The following is a 25621-nucleotide window of genomic DNA, read 5'->3' as shown; positions in this document are numbered from 1 at the left end:
AAATTTTCTAAAAAATAATTTAGTGCACTGCGGGTGCAGTGCATGCTAGGACCCTATGGCAACAAAACATAAAAATCCGTTTTCTTATGAAGTTTACACCAAGCGCGCCCACCCACATACGCCGGACGTGCGCGGCGAGTATTTTAGAGACCAAACCAAAATTATACACTCTCTGCCTTTTAGAAGATTAAAACATAAAACGCAGGTTTTCTTCGCCCCGGATAACGACCATATTTGCACGCGTATAGAACACGTGCTGCACGTTGCCACCATCGCCGCCACCATATGCCGCGGCCTTAACCAAACAGGCGACTGGGAGCTTAGCGAAGACATGGCCTACGCCATAGGCCTGGCGCATGACCTGGGCCACGCCCCGTTCGGCCATGAAGGTGAGAAAGCTATTTCTAAATGTATCGCCCCAGACAAATTTATGCATGAGATTAACTCTTACCGTGTGGTGGAATATTTAGCCAACTACGGAGAGGGGCTTAACCTTACCTATGCCGTAAAAGACGGCATACTGTGCCACTGCGGCGAAGACTTTAACAATAACGCTTTACAGCCGTCACAAACTTTAAATGATTTAGACACTATATCATCACGTACCTATATGCCCACAACGTACGAGGGCTGCATTGTAAGACTGTCGGACAAAATAGCCTATCTTGGCCGTGATATTGAAGACGCTATTAAAGCCAAATTTATAACCAAGTCAGACATACCGGAAATTGTACGCAAAGAAATAGGCGCCTCTAACGGTGAAATTATTAACACTCTTACACTGGACCTTATTAATAATTCAGCCAAAACAGGCACCATAGGATTTTCTAAAGAAAAATTTGACATAGTATCTGAACTTAGAAAATTTAACTATGAACAAATTTATTATAACACCCAAATGCAGGAACGCAAAAAAATGATAGACAAAGGCATAGCGGAGCTTTTTGAGTTTTTCTTAAACTTATTTGAAAAATACCGTTATGACTACCCGTCTTATGACCGCTTGGGCAAACAAAGCGCGGTAGCATTTGGCCGTTATATAAAATCAATGACAAAGTTATATAAAGAAGATGAAACCATGGGTAAAACAATAGTAACAGATTATATAGCGGGGATGACGGACAGCTTTGCCATAGAAAACCTGAAAGACGTTATTTTGCCTACAGCCATCAAATTTAAATTATAGAGGTAATATGAAGAAAACACTTACTGCGCTTACATGTTTAGTTTTAGTCGCCGCCGCTTGCCAAAAGGCTTCCGCGCCCGCGCCGCAAGGGCCTACGGCGGAGCAATGCCTTGGCCAAAGTAAATTTGAAAAAACAATGTATAAAAACGACTGCTTGGGCATAACCTTAAAATCATCGGCCAATTTTTTATTCAGCCAAACTATGCTGGCAAACAACCCGTTATTTTTCAGCGTGCCGGATTTTAATTATACGCTTTCTATTTTTGTTCTTAATTTTGAAACCCCAGACATTAACAGCGACGGCAACAAAACTCTTTTTGAAGCTGAGGTTGAAAAGTTTTTCGCACAAAACCTGCCCTATTTTAAAAAGATGAAAGCGCAGTACACAAATTTTGGCAACGTGCCCTCATACTATATAGCGGGTTCGGAGTCCGGCATAATAGAAAAATATTTTTTCTTTAAGCACAACGGCGTTTGGGCCTATCTTTACATGGGCGCGCAGGAAAAAGAATATAATAAAGCCAATAAAGACCAGGCCAAACTTATTAAAAGTATAAAGTTTTATACAGCAGAAGAAGCAGCACAATAATAATATAGTTAAAAAGATAAAAAATCCCCTGGTTTTTACAGGGGACTTTTTATTTTAAATGCCAAACATTTTTTTAGAGTTTTCTGTAGTAGTGTCGGCCACCTGCGCAACCGTTACACCAAGATAGTCCGCTATAAAAGTTGCTATTTCGGGTATGCTTAGCGGGCTGTTACGCTGGCCGCGTATGCTTTGCGGCGGCAGGTACGGGCAGTCCGTTTCCAACAAAATATTTTTTAGTCCCACTTTTTTAAGCGTTTCTCTTAAATCATTATTCTTTTTATATGTAATAATACCGTTTATACCCAGCTTAAGCCCCATATCAAGCGCGGCGGCAGCGTGTTCATAAAGCCCGCTGAAACAGTGCAGTACGCCGCCTGTTTTACCCGGCATCCAAGAGGATTTTAAAATACTGAACATATCCCCGTATACGCCCCAGTCCTCAGGGTCATTATTTTTTCTGGCGTGCAAAACTATAGGTTTATTTACAGTTTTTGTAAAGCCCAAAATATTTGTAAAAATTTCTTTTTGCGCCTCGGCCGCTGTACTCATATGCACATAATCTAAACCAATCTCGCCAATGGCCACAACTTCCGGCCTAACAATTAAATCCGCCAAACGGGCCAAAACATCTTCACTATAATTACTGCCGCAGCTGGGGTGCAGGCCAAGCACAGGGTAAACTATGCCTTTATATTTAGCGGCAAGTTCTAGTGTAGGTTCCCATTCCGGCACGTCGCAGCCTATTTCTAAAATATTTTTTACGCCATTTTTAACGCACGCTTCTATAACGGCATCTCTGTCAGCGTCAAAAGCAGGGTCCGTCATGTGGGCGTGTGAATCTATAAGATGTATGTTCATATATATATTTTATTAAATTTATATGTATAATACATTTACCCCCATAACTAGCAGACTAAAAAGGGGATTGACAAAAATAAAAAATTTATTTATACTATTAGCAGAGTGATTTAATGACTGCTAATTAATCAATAAGATATTAGACGGTTACTAAACAATTAATAATAAGCTAAACATATGAGAATACTTAGACCTGAAGTAGCTAAAGAACGTGAGGAAAAGCTGTTGCGCTGGGTTATACAAGAGTTTGTGGAAACCAGGCGCCCTATAGGCTCTGAACTTATAGCAAAACACGCTTTACCGGGCATTTCCAGCGCTACAATTAGAAATATTATGAAAAAGCTTGAGGAAGAGGGTTTTTTACTGCAGCCCCATACCTCCGGCGGGCGCGTGCCTACCGACAAAGCTTACAGGTTTTATGTAGACTATTTGTCGCAAGTGCAAAAGATAGCCGCGCAGGAGCGCCAGCGCATACAGCAGGAGTACGACGACCGTATTGCGGAACTGGACAGAGCTATGCTGCAAACCTCAAGAATGTTGGCGTCACTATCAGGCTCGGCCGCGTTTGTTTATACGGGCAATATAACAGACCAAATTGTAACAAGATTAGATTTTATACCATTGGCGCCGGGGCATATTTTAGCGGTGTTGGTAACGGATACGGGTACGGTAAGAAACTGGCCGCTGCGCACCAATTATAATATCTCCCCCTCCAGGCTTAGAGTGTTAAGCAGTTTTATTAATGAGCAAGTGGCGGGTAAGACGCTTAAAGAAGCGGAAAGGGTTCTGTGGGAACACTTGGAAAAAGAGCATAATGAGTTCACTGGCGTTATGGACCTGGCCAGACATGTTTTGGCGGAAATAGGCCAGCAGGAAAACAGCTCTGAGCTTTATCTTGAAGGGCTTGGCCAGTTATTGGCGGAAACTACCGACGTAGACCACGAAAGCCTGCGCCAAATGATAAAAGTGGTTGAGGAAAGGGAAACCTTTGTACATATGCTGGAAGACAAAATGAACGAGCTTAAAGCCAGCGACAAAAAACTTTCCGTAAGCATCGGTTCTGAAAACCATATTAAAGAATTTAAAGATTTAAGCGTAATAACCTCCGCCTATAAAGTTGGCGATAAAACTATAGGCATGCTGGGCATAATAGGGCCTAAACATATGGAGTATACGCGCATGATCTCGCTGGTTGATTTCATAGGAAATTTACTTGAGGGCACAATAAATAACTGGGGTACTTTACCTGGAAGTACGGAGGACGATTTGGATGAAGAAACATAAGGAAGAAGAAGTAGAACAGGTTGAAGAAATGGCAGAAACACAAACTCAGGAACCGCAGCAGCCGGACTACTACGAGCAGCTTGTAAGGCTAAAGGCGGAGTTTGAAAACTACCGCAAAAGAACCGAAAAAGAAAAACCGGAACTTATAGCCTTTGGCGCCCAGAGCGCGATAGCAAGCTTCCTCCCCATATACGACGCTATGTTTAAGGCGGAAGAGGAAGCCAACAAAAAAGGCGCCACAGCTGAAAATATGAAAAAAGGCCTTGATATGGTGTTTAAAGAAATGAAGCGCACCTTTGAGGTTAACGGGGTAAAACCTATGGATACCATGGGCAAACCTTATAATCACACGGAGCATGAGGTACTGACAACTCTGCCCTGTGAAACAGAAGATAAAGACGGGGTAGTAACAGAAGAAGTACAAAAAGGTTTTAAAGTGGGCGACAGGGTGCTGAGACACGCTAAGGTTTGCGTAGGAAAATTTGAACCCAAAGACGCCCCCCAAGAGGAAGCACCAGAAGTAACCGACGAAAATTAAGCAGTTAAAATTTAAACGAAACAATAGACAGAAGGAGAAATTAGTATGGCTAAAATTATTGGTATAGACTTAGGAACTTCAAACACGGCCGCGGCGGCGATGGAAGGGGGTAGAGCCACCATCATACCGTCAGCCGAGGGCAGTTCCATAGGGGGCAAAGCATTCCCCTCATACGTAGCATTTACAAAAGACGGACAAAGACTTGTGGGCGAGCCGGCAAGACGCCAGGCCATCGCCAACCCAGAGGGTACGGTAACAGCGTTTAAACGCAGAATGGGTGAAGATTATAAATTCAACCTCCGCGGGCAGGATTTTACGCCCCAGCAGCTTTCCGCTTTCGTATTGCAGAAAGTTAAAAAAGACGCTGAAGCATTTTTGGGCGACACAGTTGAAAAGGCCGTCATCACCGTTCCCGCCTATTTTAATGACAACCAGCGCCAGGCCACCAAAGACGCCGGCAGAATAGCCGGCCTTGAAGTAGTAAGGCTTGTTAACGAACCTACGGCAGCTGCGCTTGCATACGGTATTGATAAAGCGGGTAAAGAACAAAAAATCATGGTATTCGACCTTGGCGGCGGTACGCTGGACGTTACCATTATGGAAATGGGTAAAGAAGGCACGTTTGACGTTATGTCCACCTCCGGCGACACAAAGCTGGGCGGCACGGACATGGACAACGCCATCATAGCCTGGATGACCGATGAGTTCAAAAAATCAACGGGTATTGATTTATCGGCCGATAAACAGGCCCAACAGCGCTTAAAAGACGCGGCTGAAAAGGCTAAAATAGAACTTTCCACCACAATGGAAACCGACATTAACCTGCCATTTATCACAGCGGGCGCGGACGGCCCGAAACACTTGGAACTTAAACTTTCCAGAGCTAAACTTGAGTCACTGGTTGACTCTATTGTTAAACGCTGCGGCGCATCAATAGACCAGGCCATGAGTGACGCCCAATTAAAAGCGGATGGGATTGACAAAGTAATTTTAGTAGGCGGCCCTACAAGAATGCCCATTGTGCAAAAATACGTAGAAGACCATGTAGGCAAAAAAATTGAACGCGGTATTGACCCTATGGAATGCGTTGCCATGGGCGCCGCGGTACAGGCCGGTATTTTAACGGGCGACGTTAAAGACGTGCTTCTTTTAGACGTTACCCCGCTGTCTTTAGGTCTTGAAACATTGGGCGGCGTAACCACCAGGCTTATTGAAAGAAACACAACAATACCTGTCAGAAAAACACAGGTTTTCAGCACAGCGGCAGACAACCAGCCCGCGGTTACCATTAACGTATTACAGGGCGAACGCCCTATGGCTAAAGACAACGTGCCTTTAGGTAAGTTTGACCTTGACGGTATACCGTCCGCCCCCAGAGGTGTACCGCAAATTGAGGTAACCTTTGACATTGACGCTAATGGTATTTTAAACGTATCGGCTAAAGACTTGGGCACAAACAAAGTACAGCATATTACAATAACTTCCAAAACCAAGCTTTCTGACGACGAAGTTCAGAAGTTTGTTAAAGAAGCCGAGAAGTTTGCTGACGAAGACAAAAAAACCAAAGAAAGAGTTGACGCTAAAAACAACGCCGACGCTGTACTCTTTAAACTTGAAAAAGATCTTAAAGAACACGGCGACAAAGTGTCACAAGACGACCGCCTTGCCATTGACCGCGCTTTAAACGACCTTAAAGACGCAGTAAAAGGCGACGACGTTGAAAGAATTAAAAAAACTACGGACGACGCTATGCAAGCCGCCCAAAAACTGGGTGAGGCCATGTACAAAAACGCCGGGGCTAACGCCCAGGGCGCAGAGGCCGCACAACAAGCAGGCGCGCAGCAGGCAGGCCCCGCTGACGGCGGCAATAAAGAAGACGTAGTAGAAGCCGAAGTCGTAGACAAATAAAAAAATATAAGTCCTGTAAACCGCCGCCCCGTACCCCGGACGGCGGTTTTTTACTTAGCAAAAAAAGACTAATCAAATCACACTATCCTCGTCTAGGCCCTATGGCCCCTTTATTTATGGGCCTAAGTCACCCGCCCCGCTAGGCCTTATGGCCCTGGTTGCAAACATAATAGGTATCTATACTATAAATATCCTTAGGAGGGATTATGAAAAAAGCAATCTTAACAGCACTTCTTGCAACAGTACTCGGGGCCACGGCTGCTTCAGCGCAGACCTTTGACTCTCTTATTAAAAGCGCGCATTTACGCATTGACGTTACCGGCGGCAGTTTTGGCGAAGTTTCAGGTAAAAACGCGGCATTAGACGGCGTTTTGGTCGCACCGGGGTGGGTGCTTACTAAAAAGTCCGATCTTCCCGGCGGCACAACCAAAGTAACAGGTTTTTTTACCGATACACATGACTATGTACACAAAGTACAGTTAAAGAATAACGGTGTTAAATCAACCGCTACATTTGCTATTAACAGAAACAGCAACCAGTGGTATGGCAAATATGATTTGTCTAAAAGCACAGCACCTAAGGACGATTTAGCCTTATTAGATATTTCCCCATGGGGTTTATCGCAAGAATTCAAAAGCAATTTAAACTTAGCGTTTATTCCCAAAATCATGCTTTTTGAAGAAGCTTATGACGCTAACGGCAACGCGGTTGTTTCACAAGATCTTAAAAACTTTTTTCCTAAAGCTGATGATTCCCGCAAAAAAGTACACACCCAGGCTAAAGGCGCCAACAGCGGTAAAACCTGCTATGTGGACGGCAATAATGACTACTGCTATGTCGACGGATTCTCAGGCATAGACAAAGGCGGCGCGATGTATATAAAAAGCCCGCACACAGGCAAACCGGTTCTAGTTTTCATCCAGCACAACCGTAACAAATTTACAGATGACGAAGCCACGGTGATTCCTTTAGCCGCCGCATATAAAATGCAGGAGCTTACCAAACGCGGCGTTAAATTTGTTAACAGCAAATTCCAGCAGGTTATTATCCACCAGGATATTTCCAAAACCGGTAAAGTTTCCTACAAATTAATACCCGTGACAGGAGTTAGTTTAGCATCGGTGGACGCGCAAGATTTACACAACAGCCCGCTTTACAAAAATATCAATTCCGGCAGACTCGCCGAAGTTGAAACAAAAGCGCAAGCTGTAAGAAACCAAATATAAGTCATACCCTCCTATCAGTACAACCTGCCCGCTACCCCCGGGCAGGTTTTTTTTACTTCGTAAAAAAGATTTTGAATATTTTGGCTTTGCCAAAATAACGACTTTCAAAATCCCCTTATTAATACGGCCGTGCAGTTGCCCGGCCTTTTTTGGCTAGCGTCGCGTCTCCCAAAGTTTCACTCTCTGCGTTCGCTTAGCTTAAAATTAAAATTGATTTACTCCATTTGTATGCCTAAAATAAAAAGATTTTGAATATTTTGGCTTTGCCAAAACAACAACTTTCAAAATCCACTTATTAATACGGCCGTGCGGTTGCGCGGCCTTTTTTACTTCGTAAAAAAGATTTTGAATATTTTGGCTTTGCCAAAATAACGACTTTCAAAATCCCCCTATTAATACGGCCGTGCGGTTGCGCGGCCTTTTTTGACTCGCTTCGCGTCTGCCAATGTTTCGTTCGCTTAGCTTTTTCTAACTGTATACTCTCCTCTATTTAAAAGAGGTATAATTTATTCATATTAGAGGAGGGGTACTATGAAAGTAATAGCATTTAACGGTAGCCCAAGAAAGGGCGGGAACACAAACTTAATGATAGAAACCGCGCTAAAACCCTTGGCGGCAGCGGGAGTGGAAACTGAGGTAGTACAAATAGGCGGCACAGGTATAAAACCATGCACCGCGTGCGGCATGTGTTATAAAAATAAAGACAGAAAGTGCATTATCAAAGACGATATTTTTAATGATTTACTGGAAAAAACATGGGCGGCGGACGGTATTATAATCGGCAGCCCGACATACTTTGCCGCGTTAACGCCCGAGACAAAAGCGTTTATTGACCGCTTAGGTTACGTATCGCGCGCCAACGGCGGCCTGCTTAGAAGAAAACCCGCCGCAAGCGTAGCGGTAATGCGCCGCGCGGGCGGTATAGAAGTGCTTAACAGTATAGACAAACTGTTTATGATAAGTGAAATGATTGCCGTAGGCTCCACCTACTGGAACGTGGCTTTCGGCCTGCAAAAAGGCGACGCCGCCAACGACGAAGAAGGCGTACAAACCATGACAAACCTTGGCAATAATATGCTGTGGTTACTGCAAAAAATTAACGGGTAAGATTACTGTTAGCCGTAAATATTTGAACCAGGTTTTCAAAGAGTTCTTTTTCATTCTCTGAGAACCTGTTTTTTATTGGAGAATCAATATCCAGCACACCGTATAAAACGCCGTCTTTTATAACGGGCACCACTATTTCGCTTTCAGACGCCGCGTCGCAGGCGATGTGGTCCGGGTGGGCGTGAACGTCGGGGACTATAATTGTTTGCTTTTTTTGGGCGGCCTCGCCGCATACGCCGCGGCCTATATTTATACGTACGCAGGCGGTTTTACCCTGAAAAGGGCCGAGTACCAAAACGCCGTCTTTTAATATATAAAAACCCGCCCAGTTAATATTATCAAGACTATTAAAAATAAGCGCCGATAAATTAGCCATATTAGCCACCGCGTCAGTTTCGTTTGCCAGCAGGCTTTGCGCCTGTAAAATTAAGTTATTCATAATAGAATTATATATAATTTACACCTGGGCGCTAAAATTTGATAAAATAAATATAGAAATGGGCCGGTAGCTTAGCTGGTAGAGCACCTCCTTTACACGGAGGGGGTCGTAGGTTCGAGTCCTATCCGGCCCACCATTTTAATACAAAAGCTTTCGCGTATGCGAAGGCTTTTTTATTTTGTAAAAAATTTTTAAACCGCATTTTTATATGCTTTTTTAACTAACCCAAAATGACTGTAAAACGTAGGTCTTTTTTTTGGGCCCTTTTTTTTGTTTACGACGAGGATTTTATTTTAGATAATTTAAGTGTAGCAACAACCAATATATATACTTAAACAAACAGAGGACAAAAAAATGAACAAAATAACCAGAGTAGCAGTTGCAGTAATTGCGGCAGCTTTCACAGCGGTAGCCGCCCACGCAAACGCAGACTTGTTTGCCTTATCCGCCAGCGGTAATGCTAACGCTCTTAAAGGTAATGTTGATAAATACAACGTGCTTAAGAAAAACGCAGCCGGCGAGACACTTTTTCACGTAGCCAAAAACAAAGCTACCGCAGAAGTATTGTTTGAAACATTAAGAGAGGCCAAACTTTCCGAAGAAGTAGGCCAGGTAAGATTTGTATCTAAAGATACACCCGCCTCTCCTTTCAACGATAGAATGACAGCTAAAAACAATGCTATCACAGAAATCAAAATGTTGAAAGACAACCAAGGCAGCAATGTTTTTACCTCAGCCGTAAATAAAGGTAACACAGAAACAGCCAGCTACTATGCCGACCTGCTTGGTTTCAAATCATCCAGCAAAACCTTAGCCACAACAAATAAAGATGATAAAGGCCAGGATAAATCAGCATTTGATACCGTTAAATATTATGGTAAAAAATTCGCAAAAAACTTTGTAACAGAAAACGCAAAACGTGAACCCTATAAGTTTGGCCAGGGTGTAAGATAGATTTAAAACAAAAAAAGCTCTCCCGTAAGGGAGAGCTTTTTTTATAGCCTTACCAAGCGTATATTTTTATATAATAAAATTAGGGTTTATTAAACAAGTAAGAGAGGCTTCTATGGCTGATAAAATATGGATTTTAAATATAGATGATTTTATGTTTAAGTCACAGGCCGTCAGTGCGCTTAAAAAGCATTCTTTGCCTTATATTAACCTGCTTAAGCCCGCAGACATATGCATAATATCCCCGCTTGTCCAAAAGGACGAATACTTTACCGCCTACGTAGAAGCGGTAAAAAAACTTACCAATAAAAAATGGATTTACCAGCCTAAAAAACAAGCTAAAGACCAAACTTTAATTAACGCCATAATGAAGGATGAAAAGTTAATAGCGCAAATTAAAAAACTTTGCAAACAAAATTTTGTCTTAATCCCGCTTATTTATACAGAAGAGTTTGCCAAACTCAGCAAAAAGGTAGGCAACAAACTTTTAAACAACTCCATCGCCGTGCAGGAAGCCAACAATAAACTTTTATTTAAAGAACTCTGCCAAGAATTTGGCGTAAAAACCATGAAGCCTGTGTTTGAAAAGCAGGGTGGCAAAAATAAATCCCGCGTACTTGCGTTTATAGATTTTAACGAAACCTACCTTTTAAGGCGCCCCTTTTCCGCCGGCGGTTACGGCAATATTAAAGGTAAAATTATTGACCTGCTGCCGCTAATCCGCCAGTATCATAAAGACGGCGATTTTTATATAGAAAAATTTAAAGAAATTTACAAAACGCTTGGCTCGCTGTGTATTTTAAAAGATGACGGCATACAATGGGTTGGTATAGACTGGCAGTTTGTGCATAGGGCCGGCTCTGAGGGGCGCGCGTTTCCGTTTAAGAAAATGGACAAAGCAATTTTGGACCGCATTAAAGAAAAGTCCTTACAAATGGCCGAATATTACCACAAAAAAGGCGTACGCGGCCACGTCAACTTTGACTGGGCCATCAGAATTATAGACGGGCAATATAAACTGCGCGCGCTGGAGTGTAACTCCCGCTACAATGGCTTTGGCATAGCTGTAAGAATAGCCAGCACAGTTTTTAATATCCCTAAAGAAAAACTAAATTTCTACCTGGATACCAACGTGCCGGTAGATGAGGAACTTACCACAAAAGATATTCTTGAAATAATTTTTGACATCAACAGTTCTGTCCGCTTTAAAGGCGGCATAGCGTTAACTGCCGGCGTGAAAAACGGCAAGCTTGGCGTATGCTACATAGGCACCAGCCACAAAAACGTACAACTGCTGATACTGGCGCTAAAGCGAAAACTAAAAGCTCTAGAGAAATAATAAACACATAAAACGCCCCCGACAACCAATCGGGGGATTTTTTATATAAGTGTCTTTATATGTCCTTTCACTCTTAGTGGATAGCGTAGCATGCAGGTATAAAGCTGCGGAGGTCGATGTTTACGCCGGATGAGGGTAATGTATATAAATATGTGTTGTTATAAAATAAAGTGCTTTTTATAAGCACCCTCACCTGCTTTGCCGCATGCTGCTACGCAGCAAACAACGCGTCAAAACTTCCTCTACAGCTTGATATCTGCATGCTACGCTATCCCCTGGAAATAAATCAAGTGCCGTTATATCATTATTCTGATTTTGTGTTACAAAGTGTCGTTAAAGGGGCCCCGAAGATTTGAGTGGATTTTTGGTTTTTCTGGGTTTCGGGCATAATTGAAATTTTTATATAAGTGTCGTTATAGAGGAAAATTTTCACAGGAGTTTGAGTGACTTTTTGTTTTTCTTTGCGCGAACAAGTACTTAAGGCGAAGCGTACGGGGAGTGTAAAGAAAAACAAAAAGCCGCCAAAATCCGAAGAAAATTTAAACCGCTGATGAAACCCAAGCGAACGAAGAGAGTGCAATAGTTGGGACGCGAAGCGAAAAGAAGAATAAAAAAGTCCCGCCTTTTAGGCGGGACTTTTTACTCTAAACCTTCTTCTATTTCCATGGTGCCGGGGGTGTTGTCTTCCTCAAACACTTCCTCCGTCTCCGTGGCGTTAAGTGCTTTTTTTAGCCTGCGCTCTTTACGCTTGGCAAGGCGCTCGGCCTGTGTGGTTCTGCGTTTGTAGCCGGCAAAATCGGGCTGCTCGGCCATGTCATTATCAAGGTCCGTGCCGCTCCATTCAAACTCTTTTTCACCCACTACAATAATATCGCCGGGGGTAATGCCTTTTTTAAGAAGAGCTTTTTCAAGGCCTATTTTTTTAAATGTTTTTCTAAGACGCTCTACGCCTTCCGGCTGGTTAAAGTGTGTCATGGCAACCATGTCTTCTATTTTGCGGCCGTATATTTGTATGCGCCCGTCGTCCAGCTCACCAACGCGGAACATGGGCTCCACCCCGTGCACGGCAACATCTGTGCGCATAAGTTCTGTTTTAGGTACGGGCGTGGTGGCTATAACTTTTACTATCTCGTCCAGCACATCATTAACGCCCTCGCCGGTAGCGGCGGAAATTAAAAATATTTTATGTTTTTTATATTTTTTTACAATTTTAGCGTAAACTTCTTTAGCCTCGGGCAGGTCTGCTTTGTTTACAGCTATTATGCGGGGCTTTTTAGCAAGCTCGCGGTCGAAAGATTTTAATTCTTTTTCTATAATTTTAACAGACTCCACGGCGTCGGCGTCCTTAAACCCCATAGGGTCAACAAGATGCAAAAGCACGCGGGTGCGCTCGATATGTTTTAAAAACTGGTGGCCTAAACCTTTGCCCTCGCTGGCGCCCTCAATAATGCCCGGTATGTCCGCTATGGCAAAGCTGACTTTTTTGTGCATGGCTATACCAAGGTTGGGGTTTAAGGTTGTAAAAGGGTAGTCCGCTATTTTTGGGCGGGCGGCGGAAACACGTGATAAAAACGTGCTTTTGCCAGCGTTTGGAAAGCCCACTAAACCAAGGTCCGCCAACACTTTAAGTTCTAAGTAGAGTACAATTTCTTCGCCGGGCTGGCCTATTTCTGATATACGCGGCGCGGTGTTGGCGTGCGACTTAAAACTCTGGTTGCCGCGGCCGCCGCGGCCGCCTTCGGCTACTTTTAACACTTCGCCTTCTTCGGTTAAGTCAGCTATAATTACGCCGTCTTTTTTTACAATGGTGCCGCAGGGCACATAAATATAATGGTCTTCCCCGCCTACGCCAAATTTGTTGTATGTACCGCCTTTCTCGCCGTCTTGCGCTTCTATGTGCGGGTTATAGGCAAGCTCCAAAAGCGTGGTAAGGTTGCGCTCTGTTTTAATGTAAACATCGCCGCCCTTGCCGCCGTTACCGCCGTTGGGCCCGCCAAATTCTATAAACTTTTCTCTCCTGAAAGAGAGGCACCCGTCGCCGCCTTTACCGGCCTTAACATATATTTTTACTCTGTCTAAAAAACTCATATTTATTCTCTACTATAAAAACCTACTTTAAATTATACTTTTTTTAACTGTTATGCAATCTATAAGTCCGCGCGCAACAATGCTCCGCACCAGTTAAAAAGTTTTTCAAATTTTTCCTGCGGCGGGCTTTCCTTGCCCATACAAATTTCTAATATTTCTTTATCTATACCGTTAAGATTGGCCAGAAGTTCCTTTCTGCTTGAGTGGAACTTTCCGTCACGCAAATATTGCAGCGGCAGCAAAACAAAAAATGTATTTTTATAAAGCGCGGGCAAAACGCCATCTATATCGCCATGCAAATAAGTGTGCGCAGCCGCGTGGTACAGGCCGGAAGCGCCCGTTTTTACAGCGTTAACAATGTCATCTCTGCCAATTTGCGGCACAACAGCGTCAAGATTACCGTAAAAAGTGACTGTGTCATTATAAAACTGAAAAATTTCCTGCTTCGGCCAGTTTAAAAGTTCGGCTTTACCGCTGATAAACCCGCACACCAGTTCCGCCTTAGGCATAGTTGCCGTAATATTTTTATATTCTTTTAAATCTGCGGTGCTAAGCGTGTCCAGTATTACAACGGCGTCAATATCGCTGGCGGCGGTTTCCTCCCCGCGCCTGTAGCTGCCTTGCAGGCCGACAAATAACAACCTGGGGCCAAATGCGGCGGTTAATTTGCCTGTTAAATCTTCCATCCATTTGTTTATAAAGTTATTCATATTTTCTCCTATTTAACAGGTGTCTATTTTAGGTCAAAAAAAGCACATACACAAGGTGTATGTGCTTTTATTAGTTTGCAATCAGTTTATTTTGCTTCAGCTTTTTTAGCGGCCGGCTTTTTAGCGGCTGTTGCTTTTTTAGGCTGTGCTTTGGCTGCGGGCTTGGCCGCGGCTTTTGTTTCAACTTTTGCTTTAGGTTCTTCACCCTTCGGGTAGACAGAAATTTTCTTTTTATCTTTCTTTGCCCATTCAAAGGTAACTATGCCGGCTTTTCTTGCGAAAAGGCTGTCATCGCTAGCTCTTGAAACGTTGGCGCCCGGTAAAAATTTTGTACCGCGTTGTTTTACGATAATTTCACCGGCATTGACAAATTGATTTCCGTATCTTTTCATCCCAAGTCGTTGACCGTGGGAGTCTCTTCCGTTTGAGGACGAACCTTGTGATTTACTTGTAGCCATTTTATCTCACCTATTTATCCTAATTTAATGTCTGTTATCTTAATCTCGGAAAGATCCTGACGGTGACCCTGGGTTCTTTCGTAACCCTTTTTAGGTCTTTTCTTGAAGATAATTATTTTTTTGCCTCTCAAATGTTTAACCACTTGAGCGGTGACCTTGGCTGTATTGCTGCCAGCTTTGGCATCTGCTGAGGTACTGTCGGTATCGTTGGCCCAAAGCACTTTTAAATCAACGCTTTGACCGGCTTCAACGTCCAGTTTTTCAACCTGCAGATTTTGACCGGGTTTAACCCAGTATTGTTTTCCACCTGTTTCTATTATTGCGTACATGTTTTTATTATACCAAAAAAAGGACAAAGTGCCCAGCCCCCCGGTTTCTCCCGTGGTCTGAGCGTCCTTCAGATTAGCTTATTCAGCTTTAAATATAATAGCAAATAAACCCGCTTCCAGACAACTAAAATCTCAAAAAGGTATAATATAAGCATGAAAATACTGGTAGGCCTTAGCGGGGGCGTAGATTCCGCTTTAACAGCCGCCCTCTTAAAAGAGCAGGGCAACGACGTAACCGGCGCCATAATGTCTATATGGGACGCCAGCCTGCCCACGCCCCAGGGCCCCAACAACGCCTGCCTGGGCCCGGAAGACAAAGACATTGAAACTGTGGAAAAGGTGGCCAATCTCTTAAACATCCCCTTTAAAGTGGTAGACTGCCGTGAAGAATACAAAAAAATAGTAATAGACAATTTTAAAGAAGAATATAAAAAGGGCCGCACGCCAAACCCGTGCGTATGGTGCAACAGCTATATTAAATTTGGCATGCTGCCAAAACTGGCCAAAGAACAAGGTATAGATTTTGATAAATTTGCCACAGGCCACTATGCCCGCATAACATTTGACGCCGCTACCAACCGCTACCAGCTTAGAACCGCGCTGGACGCCACGCGCGACCAAACCTATTTCCTCTACCGCCTTACCCAGGCGCAGCTGGCCACAACACTGTTCCCGCTTGGCGCAATGACCAAGAAAACTGTGCGTGAATTAGCTAAACAAAAAAACATTCCCGTAGCCGAAAAGGCCGACAGCCAAGATTTTTACTGCGGCGATTATAACGATATTTTAAAATTTGACGCAAAACCCGGCAGCATTGTGGACAAACAAGGCAATGTACTGGGCACGCATAACGGTGTGTGGAACTTTACCATAGGCAAACGCAAAGGCATAGGCCTGAGCGGCACCAAAGAGCCTATGTACGTAATAGAACTTTTAGCCAAACAAAATTTAGTTGTGGTTGGCACAAAAGAAGATTTATATTCAGACACTCTTATAGCAACTGACCTTAACTGGGGGTCTGTAGAAACGCCGGCCGCACCAATAAAAGTGCGTGCCAAAATACGCCAAATGCACCCCCCGGCGGACGCAACCGTAACCCCGTTGACAGACGGCACGGCGGAAGTAAAGTTTGACGCCCCGCAAATGTCGGCCACATCAGGCCAAAGCGTTGTTTTTTACCAGGATGACCTGGTGCTTGGCGGCGGGATAATAGATTAGTTTATGTTGTTATAAGTGCCGTAGTATTAGTGAATTTCACAGGATTTTGAATAAAATTGGGACTTTCTATTTTTCAGCACACTTGGTGCGGGTAACACGGTGGGTGTGTTGAAAAATAGAAAGTCCCAATTTTACCAAAAGCCGAAGAAATTTTATTCCGCTGATTGAAAACAAAGCGACCGCAGAGAGCGCAACAAATGGGACGCGAAGCGAAAAAAGGATTTTTAAATCTAACTGTCTCTGCGGTCGAAAGCATATGCGCTGCCCGCCTGCTGTTTGACAAGCGCTTTAAGCTCGGCGCCGATATTGCTAACCATGGCAAAAGATGTTATCGGGCGTTTAGTATTATGCACTATACCTATGCCAATTGAAAGGAACGGGAACTGCTGCTCCTCGCCTTTTCTGTCGTGCGAAATCATATAGCCTTGCGCTCTGTCCTCGTCATTATAAAAATAAGGTGACTTTTGGTCGAACACAGAAATTATTTCTTTAGCAACGTCATCGGCGTAGTCAAAGGCGCATACTGCTATAAAATCATCGCCGCCTATGTGCCCGACAAAACCGTCTTTGTCTAACTTAGTTGCCGCTACAATAGTATCGGCGGTAAATTTTAATACTTTGTCGCCCTCGTCAAAACCGTATTTATCGTTAACGGCTTTAAAATTATTTAAATCGCAGTAAAGCACGGCAAAGGGCAGGCCGGCGTTTATTCTTGCCTCAACATGTGACTGTATGGCCGGGGTGCCGGGCAATCTGGTAAGCGGGTTGGAGTTTAATTTTTGCACGTTGCGGCGCAGCAAAAGTTTTACTCTTGCCACAATTTCATCAGCGTCGGCAGGTTTGTTTAAATAGTCGTCAATGTCTAAGCCAAGGCCTTCTAATTTTGTTTCTCTGTCTTCAACGGCGGTAAAAATCATTATAGGCATGTTGAGGTAGGCCACGCGGCTGCGCACTTCTTTAACAACGTCAAAGCCCGTGCGGCCGGGCATCTCATAATCAACAATGCAAAGCGACGGGTTTTCTTTATAAATTTTTTCAATAGCGTCGTGCCCGTCAACGGCGGTTACAACCTCGTACCCGGCGTCAACTAAAATTTCTGACACAAGTTCACGTATCTGTTTGTTATCGTCCGCTATTAAAATTTTTTCGTTAGCCATAATAGTTAATTATATAAATTTTGTAGAATATTACTATGGAAATTTTAACTCAAGCCGTTGACGTTTTTTTACATCTTGATGTACACCTTAATGCTTGGGCCGGCACGCTTGGCCCGTGGCTTTACGTTTTACTCTTTGTTATAGTGTTTTGCGAGACGGGGCTGGTAGTAACGCCGTTTTTACCCGGGGACTCGCTGCTTTTTGCCGTAGGCGCGCTGGCCAGTATTGACGGCAGCCCTATTAACCTTTACCTGGTTATCGGCCTGCTAATAGTAGCGGCAATAGGGGGCGACAGCGTTAATTATGAGATAGGCAAACATATAGGCCCAAAAGTTTTTAAAAGCGAAAGCAGCCGCTGGCTTAACAAAGCGCACCTTATGCGCGCGCATAATTTTTACGAAAAATACGGCGGCAAAACAATTATTTTAGCACGTTTTATACCCATTATACGCACCTTCGCCCCGTTTGTGGCGGGCATAGGCGCTATGACGTACCGTAAGTTTATAAGCTACAACGTAATAGGCGCGATAGCGTGGGTATTAATATTTTGCGTGGGCGGCTATATTTTTGGCGATTTGCCTGTAGTGCAAAACCATTTTCACTACGTAATTGTTGCGATAGTTGTAATATCGTTCATCCCGGCGGGGGTAGAAATAATACGCGCCAAAATGGAAAAGAATTAAATATTTAAAAACAAAAAATCCCGCTACTTAGTAGCGGGATTTTTACGTCATAAATATTATTATTTTATTTTTATACTTTTCAAAAGCCTTTGTGCGAACTCTTTGTTTTCATTAGTATTTTTATAATTAAGCACAAAAAGCCAAACTTCGTTTTTTTGTATACAGCTGATATATTGAGAATGAAAATCTCTGCCTAAATAAGTATTTACTTCTTCGCTGGAGTTACATTTTTTACCGCCTATATCCAACACTGTTTTGGTAAGATTCCCCTCTATTTCAGGCTCCTGAATTTCCGAATTGGGGAAAGCATAATAGCCTAATGCAAAGTTAAAAGCACTCGGATCGGAGTTTATTGCATAAGTTAACATAGAATCTTCTCCGTCCGCTAATTTTCTTTCTGCTTTTACAAGCGTCAAAGGAAACTCCAAAGAAACCCTTTCCTTCTCAAAATGCTGTTCTTTCCAAGAGTCATGTGACAGCGCAATATCAGATTTTGGGAAAGACAAAGGGGTAAAATTAAATTTATAAAAAACAAATCCAAACAGTACTCCCAAAACAAGTATAACTGCTGCTACAAGTAAAATAATTTTTTTCATAATCTCTCCAGGTAAATTTAATTACTTCAGTTCAATTGGCAGCTTGCCCTGCACGGGAATATTACCCAGCAGTACGTCCGCCGCCGCCCTCATGGAAAACCTGCTTATGCCGTATGTCAGCATTACATTTTTAGCCTGCGGATAGGTAGAAACCTCGTACGGGCTCATCATAGAAATTACCACGGCGTTGGGGTTATTTTTAAGTATAGCCGCTATAGTTGAGGTCTGCGCTCTAAACGGTTTTGCCGCCCATTGCAAGCTGCCCACCACAACCAGGTCGGCGTTTTTGGCGCAGTTATTGGCGCGTTTTAAATCTTTGCTGGTGGGGCGCATGGCGGCGTTATAAAAATTTACTTTCCAGCCTTTTTCTAAAAAAGGCTGTTTAAATGCGGTTATTTCCTCGGCAAATCTTGTTGGGGCGAAGAAAACGGCGCATAATTTTTTGCCTTCGTGATTATCTGTTTTATACGGCACAGCATTGCTTTTGTTTCTTAAAACTGTTACCGCTTTTTGCGCTATGGTGTTAGCCGCTGCGGCGTAGGCTTTGGCTGTTTCTTTATTATCTTCCTTTTTGTTTGTGTCAAACAAACCAAGATCGCGCTTTAATTCGTATATTTTTTTGGCGGCGTCGTTTATTCTTTTTTCGGAAAGCTCGGTGCCTTTATAGGCGTATACTTTATGGTAAATAGACTCAAAATTTAAAAACCTGCCCGTCAGCGCCATATCTGTGCCGGCCTCAATAGTACGCGCGGTGCTAAGCGCTATATTGCCGTCAGCGGTGGCGCCCTTCATATCCAGCGCGTCTGATATTATTACGCCGTTAAATTTCATTTGTTTTCTAAGCAGGTCGCCCAAAATCTTTTTAGAATATGTGGCGGGGTATTTAGGGTCGTAACTTTTATAAATTATGTGCGCCGTCATAATGCCGGGCACGCCGGCTTCTATGGCTTTTTTAAAAGGCGCAAGGTGCACCGTTTCCATTTCTTTTTTATTTGTATCCAGCACAGGCAAAGCGTAGTGAGAGTCTATTACCGTATTCCCATGCCCCGGGAAATGCTTGGCCACAGGCATTACGCCCGCCGCGCTCAGCCCGCTTATAACAGCGCCTCCCATTTTGCCCACCAGCACAGGGTCAGACCCAAAAGAACGCACGCCTATAATAGGGTTGCCGGGGTTAATATTAACGTCAACCACCGGGGAAAAGTTAATATGTATGCCCGCGTTTTTTAGCTGCAGCCCGGCAAGGTAAAACAGACGGGCGGCGGCGTCTTCATCAGCCGCGGCGGCTATCATCATATTTGTGGGCAAGTATTCAAAGCCTAAAGTTACAGGCGTATAAACGGTGCCGCCCTCATAATCTATAGAAATAAGCAAAGGTATTTTGGTAGGTGATTTGGCGGCCCAGCCTTGCAGTTTAGCGGCCAATTTTGTGGTTCGCTCTAGAGAATAATCGCCCCATTGTATAAGAATACCGCCCACCATGCCCGCCTCTATGGCCGTGCGGTAAGAGTCGGCATTGTCGGTATCTACAAACGCCACAAGTGTCTGCCCCAGTTTTTGCTCTACGGTAAGAGAATCAAAATCAGGCACCTGCGCCAAAAGCAAAGTGGGGCAAAGTAAAATAAAAACTAATAGTTTTCTCATTCTTTTTCAATATTAAATACCGCTATTTCGTTGCGGCTGAACAGCCTCATGGGCGGGCCCCAGTAAAATACGCCTGAGGTTACATAAAAACTACTGCGCCCTTTTTGGTACAAGCCGTATACATGCGGGTAGCGTGTCTTAACAAGGTAGCGGAACGGGAATATCTGCCCGTCATGCGTGTGGCCAGACAGCATAAGGTCCATTTTGCCTTGCGCTACGTCATAATATTTAGGCTCGTGCTGTAAAATTATATTAAACTCGTTTTTATTAAGCCCGTCTAAAAACCTGCCAAAATCCGCCTTGCTTATATGCGCTGTGCTAAAATCGTCCAGGCCCGACACCGCCACACCGGGCAATGGGCGCACAGTCTGCTGGCGCAAAAGCTCTACGCCTGCTTTTTCAAAAAAATGTGTGCTTTGTTTTAAACCCCTGTAAAATTCATGGTTACCTAAAGTGCCGTAAATGCCGTACTTGGCCTTCATATGCTTTAGGGCGTTGGCGTTTTTTTCAACAAGCTTATTGCCGTTTTCAAAAAAGTCGCCTGTTACAACGATAATATCGGGTTCCTGCGCGTTAATTTCTTTTACCATATCGCGCACTCTTTTTACTCTTACGCCCGTACCAAGGTGAGTGTCAGAAATTTGCACAATTTTAAGTTTATCCACAGGTAAATGAGGGGATTTTATGTCAATTTGCCTTACAACAGGCGCTGTTTGCCCGCCCATAATGCCAAGCAGCGTAAACACAACCATAAACGCCAGGCCTGTGCGGCCTATCCAATAAATTGACGGTATTTTAAAAAGCGATAACACAACAAAAGCAAGAATCATTACTATACCGATAAAAACCAAAATGCCAAGTATCCCCGTCCAATAATGGCCAAGCATGGCTATTAACCCGCCAAAATAACCCTCTGAGCGGCGGTTAACGGCAAAACTAAGCAGTATAAACAACGGCCCCGCTATGGGTAATGCCCACAACAAAATCTTGGTAAATTTTGACGGAAAAAATATGTAAAAAATGCCGCCGACAAACAAATTAAAAGCAAAAAATATGCCAAATACAACAACGTAAAAAAGATTCATACCAAAAACTCTCCAAATGCAAAAAATAAAACTCCTATATAGTATAATATATAATAACATTTTATATTTTACGGAGTCCTAAAATTATGACGCACAGAGTTCGTTTTGCCCCCAGTCCGACAGGTTTTTTACATATAGGCGGTGTGCGCACCGCTCTTTTTAACTATTTATTCGCTAAAAGAAACAGCGGCACATTCGTTTTAAGAATTGAAGATACCGACGAGCAGCGCTCCACGGCCGAATCAGTGGAAGCTATTTTTGACGGTATGGAATGGACACAGTTAAACTGGGATGAAGGCCCGATGCGCGACGGTACGGAATTTGGCCCGCACAAGCCCTACCTGCAGTCCGCCCGCGCCGACGCCGGTATTTACAAAAAATATATAGACCAGCTGCTTGCCGAAGGCAAGGCCTACAAATGCTACTGCAACGCCGAAGAACTGGAAACTATGCGCCACGAGTTGCAAGCGCAAAAACTTCCCCCAAGATACACCGGCAAATGCAAACACCTTACAGACGAGCAAAGAGCAAAGCTTGAGGCCGAAGGCAGAAAGGCGGCCATACGTTTTGACATGCCCAAAGAAGGCAGCGCCGGCTGGGACGACCTGATTCGCGGCGAGGTTACCTTTGCCAGCAAAGACTTGTACGACCTGGTTATACAAAAAACATCAGGCTACCCCACATACAATTTTGCCTGTGTTATTGACGACCATCTTATGGGCATGACGCACATTATCCGCGGCGACGACCATATTTCCAACACCCCCGCGCAAATACAAATTTACCGCGCCTTGGGCTGGGCGCCGCCGCAGTTCGCGCACCTTTCCATGATACACGGGCCCGACGGCACCAAACTTTCCAAACGCCACGGCGCCACCAGCGTAATAGAGTACCAAAAAGCGGGGTTTTTACACGACGCTTTGGTTAACTATCTTGCGCTGCTTGGCTGGTCCACCTCAGACTCTCAGCAAATTTTTGGCCCAGGTGAGCTTGAAGAAAAATTTGACATTAAAGGCTGCCAAAAAAGCCCCGCTGTTTTTGACCCCGTAAAACTTGAGTGGATGAATAGCGAGTATATCCGCGCCACACCTATAGCTAAATTGACTGACCTTGCCATGCCATTTATTAAAGACGCCGGCATAAATGTGGACGGTGTGGACAGAACAAGGCTTGAGCAAATTATAGAACTTGAGCATGAAAAATACCGCAGGCTTACAGAAGTGCCGGGCCTGATAAAGTTTTTCTTTGACGAAGTTGAATTTGAACAGGCCAGCGTGGATAAAGTTTTTAAAAAGCCAGAAGCTAAAGACGTGCTTACAAAAATTATACCCGTTTACCAAAATTTAGAAGCATGGACAGAGGCGGAAATTGAAAGAGTAACACGCGAGTTCGCGCCTGCCAACGGCTTTAAAACAGGCCAAATTTTCCACCCTGTGCGTGTGGCGGTATCAGGCAGAACGCACGGGCCGACACTTTTTAGAATGTTAGAATATTTGGGCAAGGATACAGTAATAAAAAGAATAGAAACAGCAATTAAAACTTACTTGGGGTAACGCATGAGATACTGGACTCTGGAAAAGGGCGATGTTATAGGCCCCTTTGAAGCGGCCGAGCTTACAAAAAGAGAAGGCTTTTCTCTTAGTAATCTCGTATGCCCCGAGTCGCACGGCGACAACCACTCCTATTGGAAAGAGGCCGGTAAATATACGGACTTTAACCCCGACGCCGCACCTCTGGAAGAAGAAAAAAAGCAGCCCGCCGCAGCCGGCGCGGACCAAGCGGACGCCCATGAAAATATTTCTATAGAAGAATATTTTGAAACCGTTTACCAAAATGAAGACAGCGAGTTAAGCTCTATCTTAGGCATACCTGACGAAATGGAAAACTCTGACCTGTACCTGGGCAGATTTTTACAGCGCGAATTGCGCCCGGACACCCGCACAACATCCAACACCAAAATTAAACGTTTGGAAGAAGAGGAAAAACGCCAAAAAGCGGAAAAAGCTTTTGGACAGCAAGGCAAAGTATTGGTTAACCGCACGGTAAAAACTTCCGCCGGTGAGCCGCCCGCCGCGCCAGCGCAGCCTAAAAAAGAAGAGCCTAAACCGCAGGAAAAGAAAGTGGAAATCTCCGCGCAGGTTACCATTACGCCCGAACAGAAAAAGGAACAACAAAATACACCCCCTTTAAAAGAAGAACCGCACAAACCCGCGCTCCATCAACACCCCGCTGAAGTAAAAAAAGAAATCCCGGCCGCGCGGCCCATACCCGTAAAAACAGAAGAAAAGCCTGCCGCAGAGGCTATGCCCGCGTTACCGCAAACAAAAGCGGAGGAACCAAAAAAAGAAGAGGTTCCCGCTGCCACTCAGCCGGCCCCTACGGCGGAAGAACCCGCCCGGCCCGTTGACCTGGCGGACGCGTTTGTAACAAAAGTGGAAGAAAAAACACCTTTGGACGAACCTATTAAAACACTTTCCCCAAGCGAAGATACCATTACTTCTTTTACAGCGGTAAGGCGCAACCTCAAGGCAGAAACTTTTGTAGACAAAAATCTTACCGAAAACGGCGGAGAAAACAACAAGTCTAACCTAACTGTGCTTACGGCGGCGCTTGTGGTATTTTTACTTTTAGGCGCGGCCTCTTTTGGCATATACAGATATACGGCGTCAAAGCTAAATAATGAACCTAAAAAAGCAGTGCCGGTACCCCAGCTGAAACAACCGCCGCAGCCGGCCAAAGCGGCCGCAGCCGTTACAGCGCAACCCGCAGCGCCCGCGCCGCTGCCGCCCTTACCCAAAAAGGCGGAAAACCCGCAAACTGTTTTAAAAGAAAAGGCCATACAAACAGCGCAAAATCATATGCTTAAAAAGAAAAACGTTACGGTAAACGCGTTTTTAAGCTCTTATTTTTCAGAATATCTTAAGCAGGGCTACACCGCCGCCTGGTCAAGCGAGCCGCTGCACAAAGACACTTACATTGTAAAATACCGCCTGACAAAGCCGCGCCAGGAACCTATAGTTTACATATTTGAAGTTGACACAAAAAAAGGTACACTTACAGGAGCCTTAAATAATTTAACTTTAGATTTACTGGATATGTAGTACAATTACTTTGTAAGGGATACTAAACAAGAGAGGGATATTATGCTGGTAATGGACGAACTTTTTAGACTGATGAAAGAAAATGGGGCATCAGACATACATTTAACAGTAGGCGCGTCACCTATACTGCGTATTAACGGCAAACTTTTCGCGACGCCTTTTGAACCGCTTACCCCGGAAAAGGCCCAAAACCTTATTTATTCTATCATGACTGACGACCAAAAGCAGCGTTTCGAGGCTGACCAGGAACTGGATTTCGCGTTCGGCATGAAAAACATAGGCCGTATGCGTATGAACGTGTTTAAGCAGCGTAATACAATAGGCGCCGCAATCCGCGCAATACCTTTTGAGTTTAAAACATTTGAAGAGCTTGGCCTGCCGGCCGCCGTGCATAATATTGTGCGCCTGCATAAGGGGCTGGTATTAGTAACCGGGCCAACAGGTTCGGGTAAATCCACCACACTGGCCAGTATTATTAACTACCTTAACACAAACCATAACTATCATATTATGACGGTGGAAGACCCAATAGAATTTGTGCACACACATAAAAAGAGTATTGTTAACCAGCGCGAGGTAGGCGCCGACACCCATACCTTTGGCGAGGCTTTAAGGCACGTTCTCAGGCAAGACCCCGACGTTATTTTAGTGGGCGAAATGAGAGACTTTGAAACAATTCAGGCCGCGCTTAACATAGCGGAAACAGGCCACTTGGTTTTTGCAACCTTACATACATCGGACGCGCCGCAAAGTATTAACCGTATTGTGGACGTTTTTCCACCGCACCAGCAGGAACAGGCCAGAATGCAGTTATCCTTCGTGCTGGAGGCCGTTATGTGCCAACAGTTATTACCTACGGTTGACGGTAAAGGCCGTATAATGGCGGCTGAAGTGCTGTTGGCTAACTCCGCAGTAAGAAGCTTAATAAGAGACAAAAAGCCCGAACAGATTATTACTGTTATGCAGACAAACCTATCTAGCGGTATGGCAACAATGAACCAGGCGCTTGGCGATTTATATTTACAAAAGAAAATCACTTACCAGGACGCTGTTTCCCACGCCTCCAACCCAACGGACTTTAAGAGTTACTTACAGCAGAGAATGGCAAAATAATATTGGCAACAAAA

Annotated in this window: 24 protein-coding genes and 1 tRNA gene; 15 read left to right on the top strand and 10 right to left on the bottom strand. The window is 44.2% G+C overall.

The window, feature by feature from the left end; all coding sequences use genetic code 11:
- The first annotated feature begins 55 nt into the window (after nt 1–55).
- Both AAIR98_RS01950 and AAIR98_RS01945 read left to right on the top strand, forming a co-directional pair.
- Complete coding sequence (locus tag AAIR98_RS01950; RefSeq protein WP_423970569.1) at nt 56–1186, top strand: HD domain-containing protein; 1131 nt, start codon at nt 56–58, stop codon at nt 1184–1186.
- Nucleotides 1187–1193: 7 nt separating this feature from the next.
- The gene (locus AAIR98_RS01945; RefSeq protein ID WP_423970568.1) at nt 1194–1775 is read left to right on the top strand and encodes a hypothetical protein; all 582 of its coding nucleotides are present in this window, start codon (nt 1194–1196) and stop codon (nt 1773–1775) included.
- A gap of 54 nt (nt 1776–1829) precedes the next feature.
- On the opposite strand, the gene AAIR98_RS01940 is transcribed toward AAIR98_RS01945, so the two are convergent.
- Entirely contained in the window at nt 1830–2633 is an 804-nt protein-coding gene (locus tag AAIR98_RS01940) for a TatD family hydrolase (RefSeq protein WP_423970567.1), read from the bottom strand.
- 177 nt (nt 2634–2810) lie between these two features.
- Here AAIR98_RS01940 and hrcA point away from each other — a divergent pair, with 177 nt between their 5' ends.
- From hrcA to AAIR98_RS01915, 5 genes are all read left to right on the top strand, one after another.
- Nucleotides 2811–3917, top strand: coding sequence for a heat-inducible transcriptional repressor HrcA (hrcA, locus tag AAIR98_RS01935; RefSeq protein WP_423970566.1), 1107 nt, complete (start codon nt 2811–2813; stop codon nt 3915–3917).
- The gene (locus AAIR98_RS01930) at nt 3904–4455 is read left to right on the top strand and encodes a nucleotide exchange factor GrpE (protein WP_423970565.1); all 552 of its coding nucleotides are present in this window, start codon (nt 3904–3906) and stop codon (nt 4453–4455) included. The genes hrcA and AAIR98_RS01930 overlap by 14 nt, the downstream gene beginning before the upstream one ends.
- Nucleotides 4456–4500: 45 nt before the next feature.
- Nucleotides 4501–6363 (top strand): molecular chaperone DnaK, encoded by a 1863-nt coding sequence (gene dnaK / locus AAIR98_RS01925; protein ID WP_423970564.1) that lies wholly within the window; start codon nt 4501–4503, stop codon nt 6361–6363.
- Between the two features lie 206 nt (nt 6364–6569).
- Nucleotides 6570–7589, top strand: coding sequence for a hypothetical protein (locus AAIR98_RS01920; RefSeq protein ID WP_423970563.1), 1020 nt, complete (start codon nt 6570–6572; stop codon nt 7587–7589).
- A gap of 531 nt (nt 7590–8120) precedes the next feature.
- Nucleotides 8121–8696: a flavodoxin family protein gene (locus AAIR98_RS01915; RefSeq protein ID WP_423970562.1), complete on the top strand. Its 576-nt coding sequence runs from the start codon at nt 8121–8123 to the stop codon at nt 8694–8696.
- Here AAIR98_RS01915 and AAIR98_RS01910 read toward each other — a convergent pair.
- Nucleotides 8686–9135: a GAF domain-containing protein gene (locus tag AAIR98_RS01910; RefSeq protein ID WP_423970561.1), complete on the bottom strand. Its 450-nt coding sequence runs from the start codon at nt 9133–9135 to the stop codon at nt 8686–8688. The two genes, AAIR98_RS01915 and AAIR98_RS01910, sit on opposite strands and share 11 nt — an antisense overlap.
- Nucleotides 9136–9195: 60 nt before the next feature.
- Here AAIR98_RS01910 and AAIR98_RS01905 point away from each other — a divergent pair.
- From AAIR98_RS01905 to AAIR98_RS01895, 3 genes are all read left to right on the top strand, one after another.
- Nucleotides 9196–9271, top strand: a tRNA-Val gene (locus tag AAIR98_RS01905).
- 218 nt (nt 9272–9489) lie between these two features.
- Nucleotides 9490–10089 (top strand): hypothetical protein, encoded by a 600-nt coding sequence (locus AAIR98_RS01900; RefSeq protein ID WP_423970560.1) that lies wholly within the window; start codon nt 9490–9492, stop codon nt 10087–10089.
- Between the two features lie 112 nt (nt 10090–10201).
- Nucleotides 10202–11425, top strand: coding sequence for a hypothetical protein (locus AAIR98_RS01895; RefSeq protein ID WP_423970559.1), 1224 nt, complete (start codon nt 10202–10204; stop codon nt 11423–11425).
- A 639-nt stretch (nt 11426–12064) separates the two neighbouring features.
- Here the strand turns inward: AAIR98_RS01895 and obgE are convergent.
- The 4 genes from obgE to rplU form a co-directional block, all read right to left on the bottom strand.
- A complete protein-coding gene (gene obgE / locus AAIR98_RS01890) occupies nt 12065–13513 on the bottom strand; it encodes a GTPase ObgE (RefSeq protein WP_423970558.1) in 1449 nt (482 codons plus the stop codon).
- Between the two features lie 59 nt (nt 13514–13572).
- Nucleotides 13573–14223: a nucleotidyltransferase domain-containing protein gene (locus AAIR98_RS01885; RefSeq protein ID WP_423970557.1), complete on the bottom strand. Its 651-nt coding sequence runs from the start codon at nt 14221–14223 to the stop codon at nt 13573–13575.
- Between the two features lie 86 nt (nt 14224–14309).
- Nucleotides 14310–14681: a 50S ribosomal protein L27 gene (rpmA, locus tag AAIR98_RS01880; protein ID WP_423970556.1), complete on the bottom strand. Its 372-nt coding sequence runs from the start codon at nt 14679–14681 to the stop codon at nt 14310–14312.
- A 14-nt stretch (nt 14682–14695) separates the two neighbouring features.
- Nucleotides 14696–15010 (bottom strand): 50S ribosomal protein L21, encoded by a 315-nt coding sequence (gene rplU / locus AAIR98_RS01875; RefSeq protein ID WP_423970555.1) that lies wholly within the window; start codon nt 15008–15010, stop codon nt 14696–14698.
- 153 nt (nt 15011–15163) lie between these two features.
- Here rplU and mnmA point away from each other — a divergent pair, with 153 nt between their 5' ends.
- Nucleotides 15164–16228, top strand: a complete 1065-nt coding sequence (gene mnmA / locus AAIR98_RS01870) for a tRNA 2-thiouridine(34) synthase MnmA (RefSeq protein ID WP_423970554.1) — start codon at nt 15164–15166, stop codon at nt 16226–16228.
- A gap of 230 nt (nt 16229–16458) precedes the next feature.
- On the opposite strand, the gene AAIR98_RS01865 is transcribed toward mnmA, so the two are convergent.
- Complete coding sequence (locus AAIR98_RS01865; RefSeq protein ID WP_423970553.1) at nt 16459–17385, bottom strand: GGDEF domain-containing response regulator; 927 nt, start codon at nt 17383–17385, stop codon at nt 16459–16461.
- A gap of 35 nt (nt 17386–17420) precedes the next feature.
- Between AAIR98_RS01865 and AAIR98_RS01860 the strand changes: the two genes are divergently transcribed.
- On the top strand, nt 17421–18068 hold the full coding sequence (locus AAIR98_RS01860) for a DedA family protein (protein WP_423970552.1): 648 nt from the start codon (nt 17421–17423) through the stop codon (nt 18066–18068).
- Between the two features lie 59 nt (nt 18069–18127).
- Here AAIR98_RS01860 and AAIR98_RS01855 read toward each other — a convergent pair whose 3' ends face one another.
- Genes AAIR98_RS01855 through AAIR98_RS01845 form a run of 3 tightly spaced genes read right to left on the bottom strand, consistent with a single transcriptional unit; the run spans nt 18128 to nt 21393 of the window.
- Nucleotides 18128–18664 carry a hypothetical protein gene (locus AAIR98_RS01855; protein ID WP_423970551.1) on the bottom strand — a complete coding sequence of 179 codons (537 nt, stop codon included), beginning with the start codon at nt 18662–18664 and terminating at the stop codon, nt 18128–18130.
- 21 nt (nt 18665–18685) lie between these two features.
- Nucleotides 18686–20308 carry a glycoside hydrolase family 3 protein gene (locus AAIR98_RS01850; protein WP_423970550.1) on the bottom strand — a complete coding sequence of 541 codons (1623 nt, stop codon included), beginning with the start codon at nt 20306–20308 and terminating at the stop codon, nt 18686–18688.
- Complete coding sequence (locus AAIR98_RS01845) at nt 20305–21393, bottom strand: metallophosphoesterase (protein ID WP_423970549.1); 1089 nt, start codon at nt 21391–21393, stop codon at nt 20305–20307. Before AAIR98_RS01845 ends, AAIR98_RS01850 begins: the two co-directional genes overlap by 4 nt.
- A gap of 86 nt (nt 21394–21479) precedes the next feature.
- Here AAIR98_RS01845 and gltX point away from each other — a divergent pair, with 86 nt between their 5' ends.
- The 3 genes from gltX to AAIR98_RS01830 are packed head-to-tail and all read left to right on the top strand — an operon-like array spanning nt 21480 to nt 25607.
- Nucleotides 21480–22946 carry a glutamate--tRNA ligase gene (gene gltX / locus AAIR98_RS01840; protein WP_423970548.1) on the top strand — a complete coding sequence of 489 codons (1467 nt, stop codon included), beginning with the start codon at nt 21480–21482 and terminating at the stop codon, nt 22944–22946.
- A gap of 3 nt (nt 22947–22949) precedes the next feature.
- Nucleotides 22950–24494, top strand: coding sequence for a hypothetical protein (locus AAIR98_RS01835; RefSeq protein ID WP_423970547.1), 1545 nt, complete (start codon nt 22950–22952; stop codon nt 24492–24494).
- A gap of 51 nt (nt 24495–24545) precedes the next feature.
- Entirely contained in the window at nt 24546–25607 is a 1062-nt protein-coding gene (locus AAIR98_RS01830; RefSeq protein ID WP_423970546.1) for a type IV pilus twitching motility protein PilT, read from the top strand.
- The last annotated feature ends 14 nt before the right edge of the window (nt 25608–25621 follow it).

This window comes from Elusimicrobium simillimum (genome assembly GCF_049639735.1).
Taxonomy (GTDB): Bacteria; Elusimicrobiota; Elusimicrobia; order Elusimicrobiales; family Elusimicrobiaceae; genus Elusimicrobium; species Elusimicrobium simillimum.
This window is presented reverse-complemented; position numbering and strand designations above follow the sequence as displayed.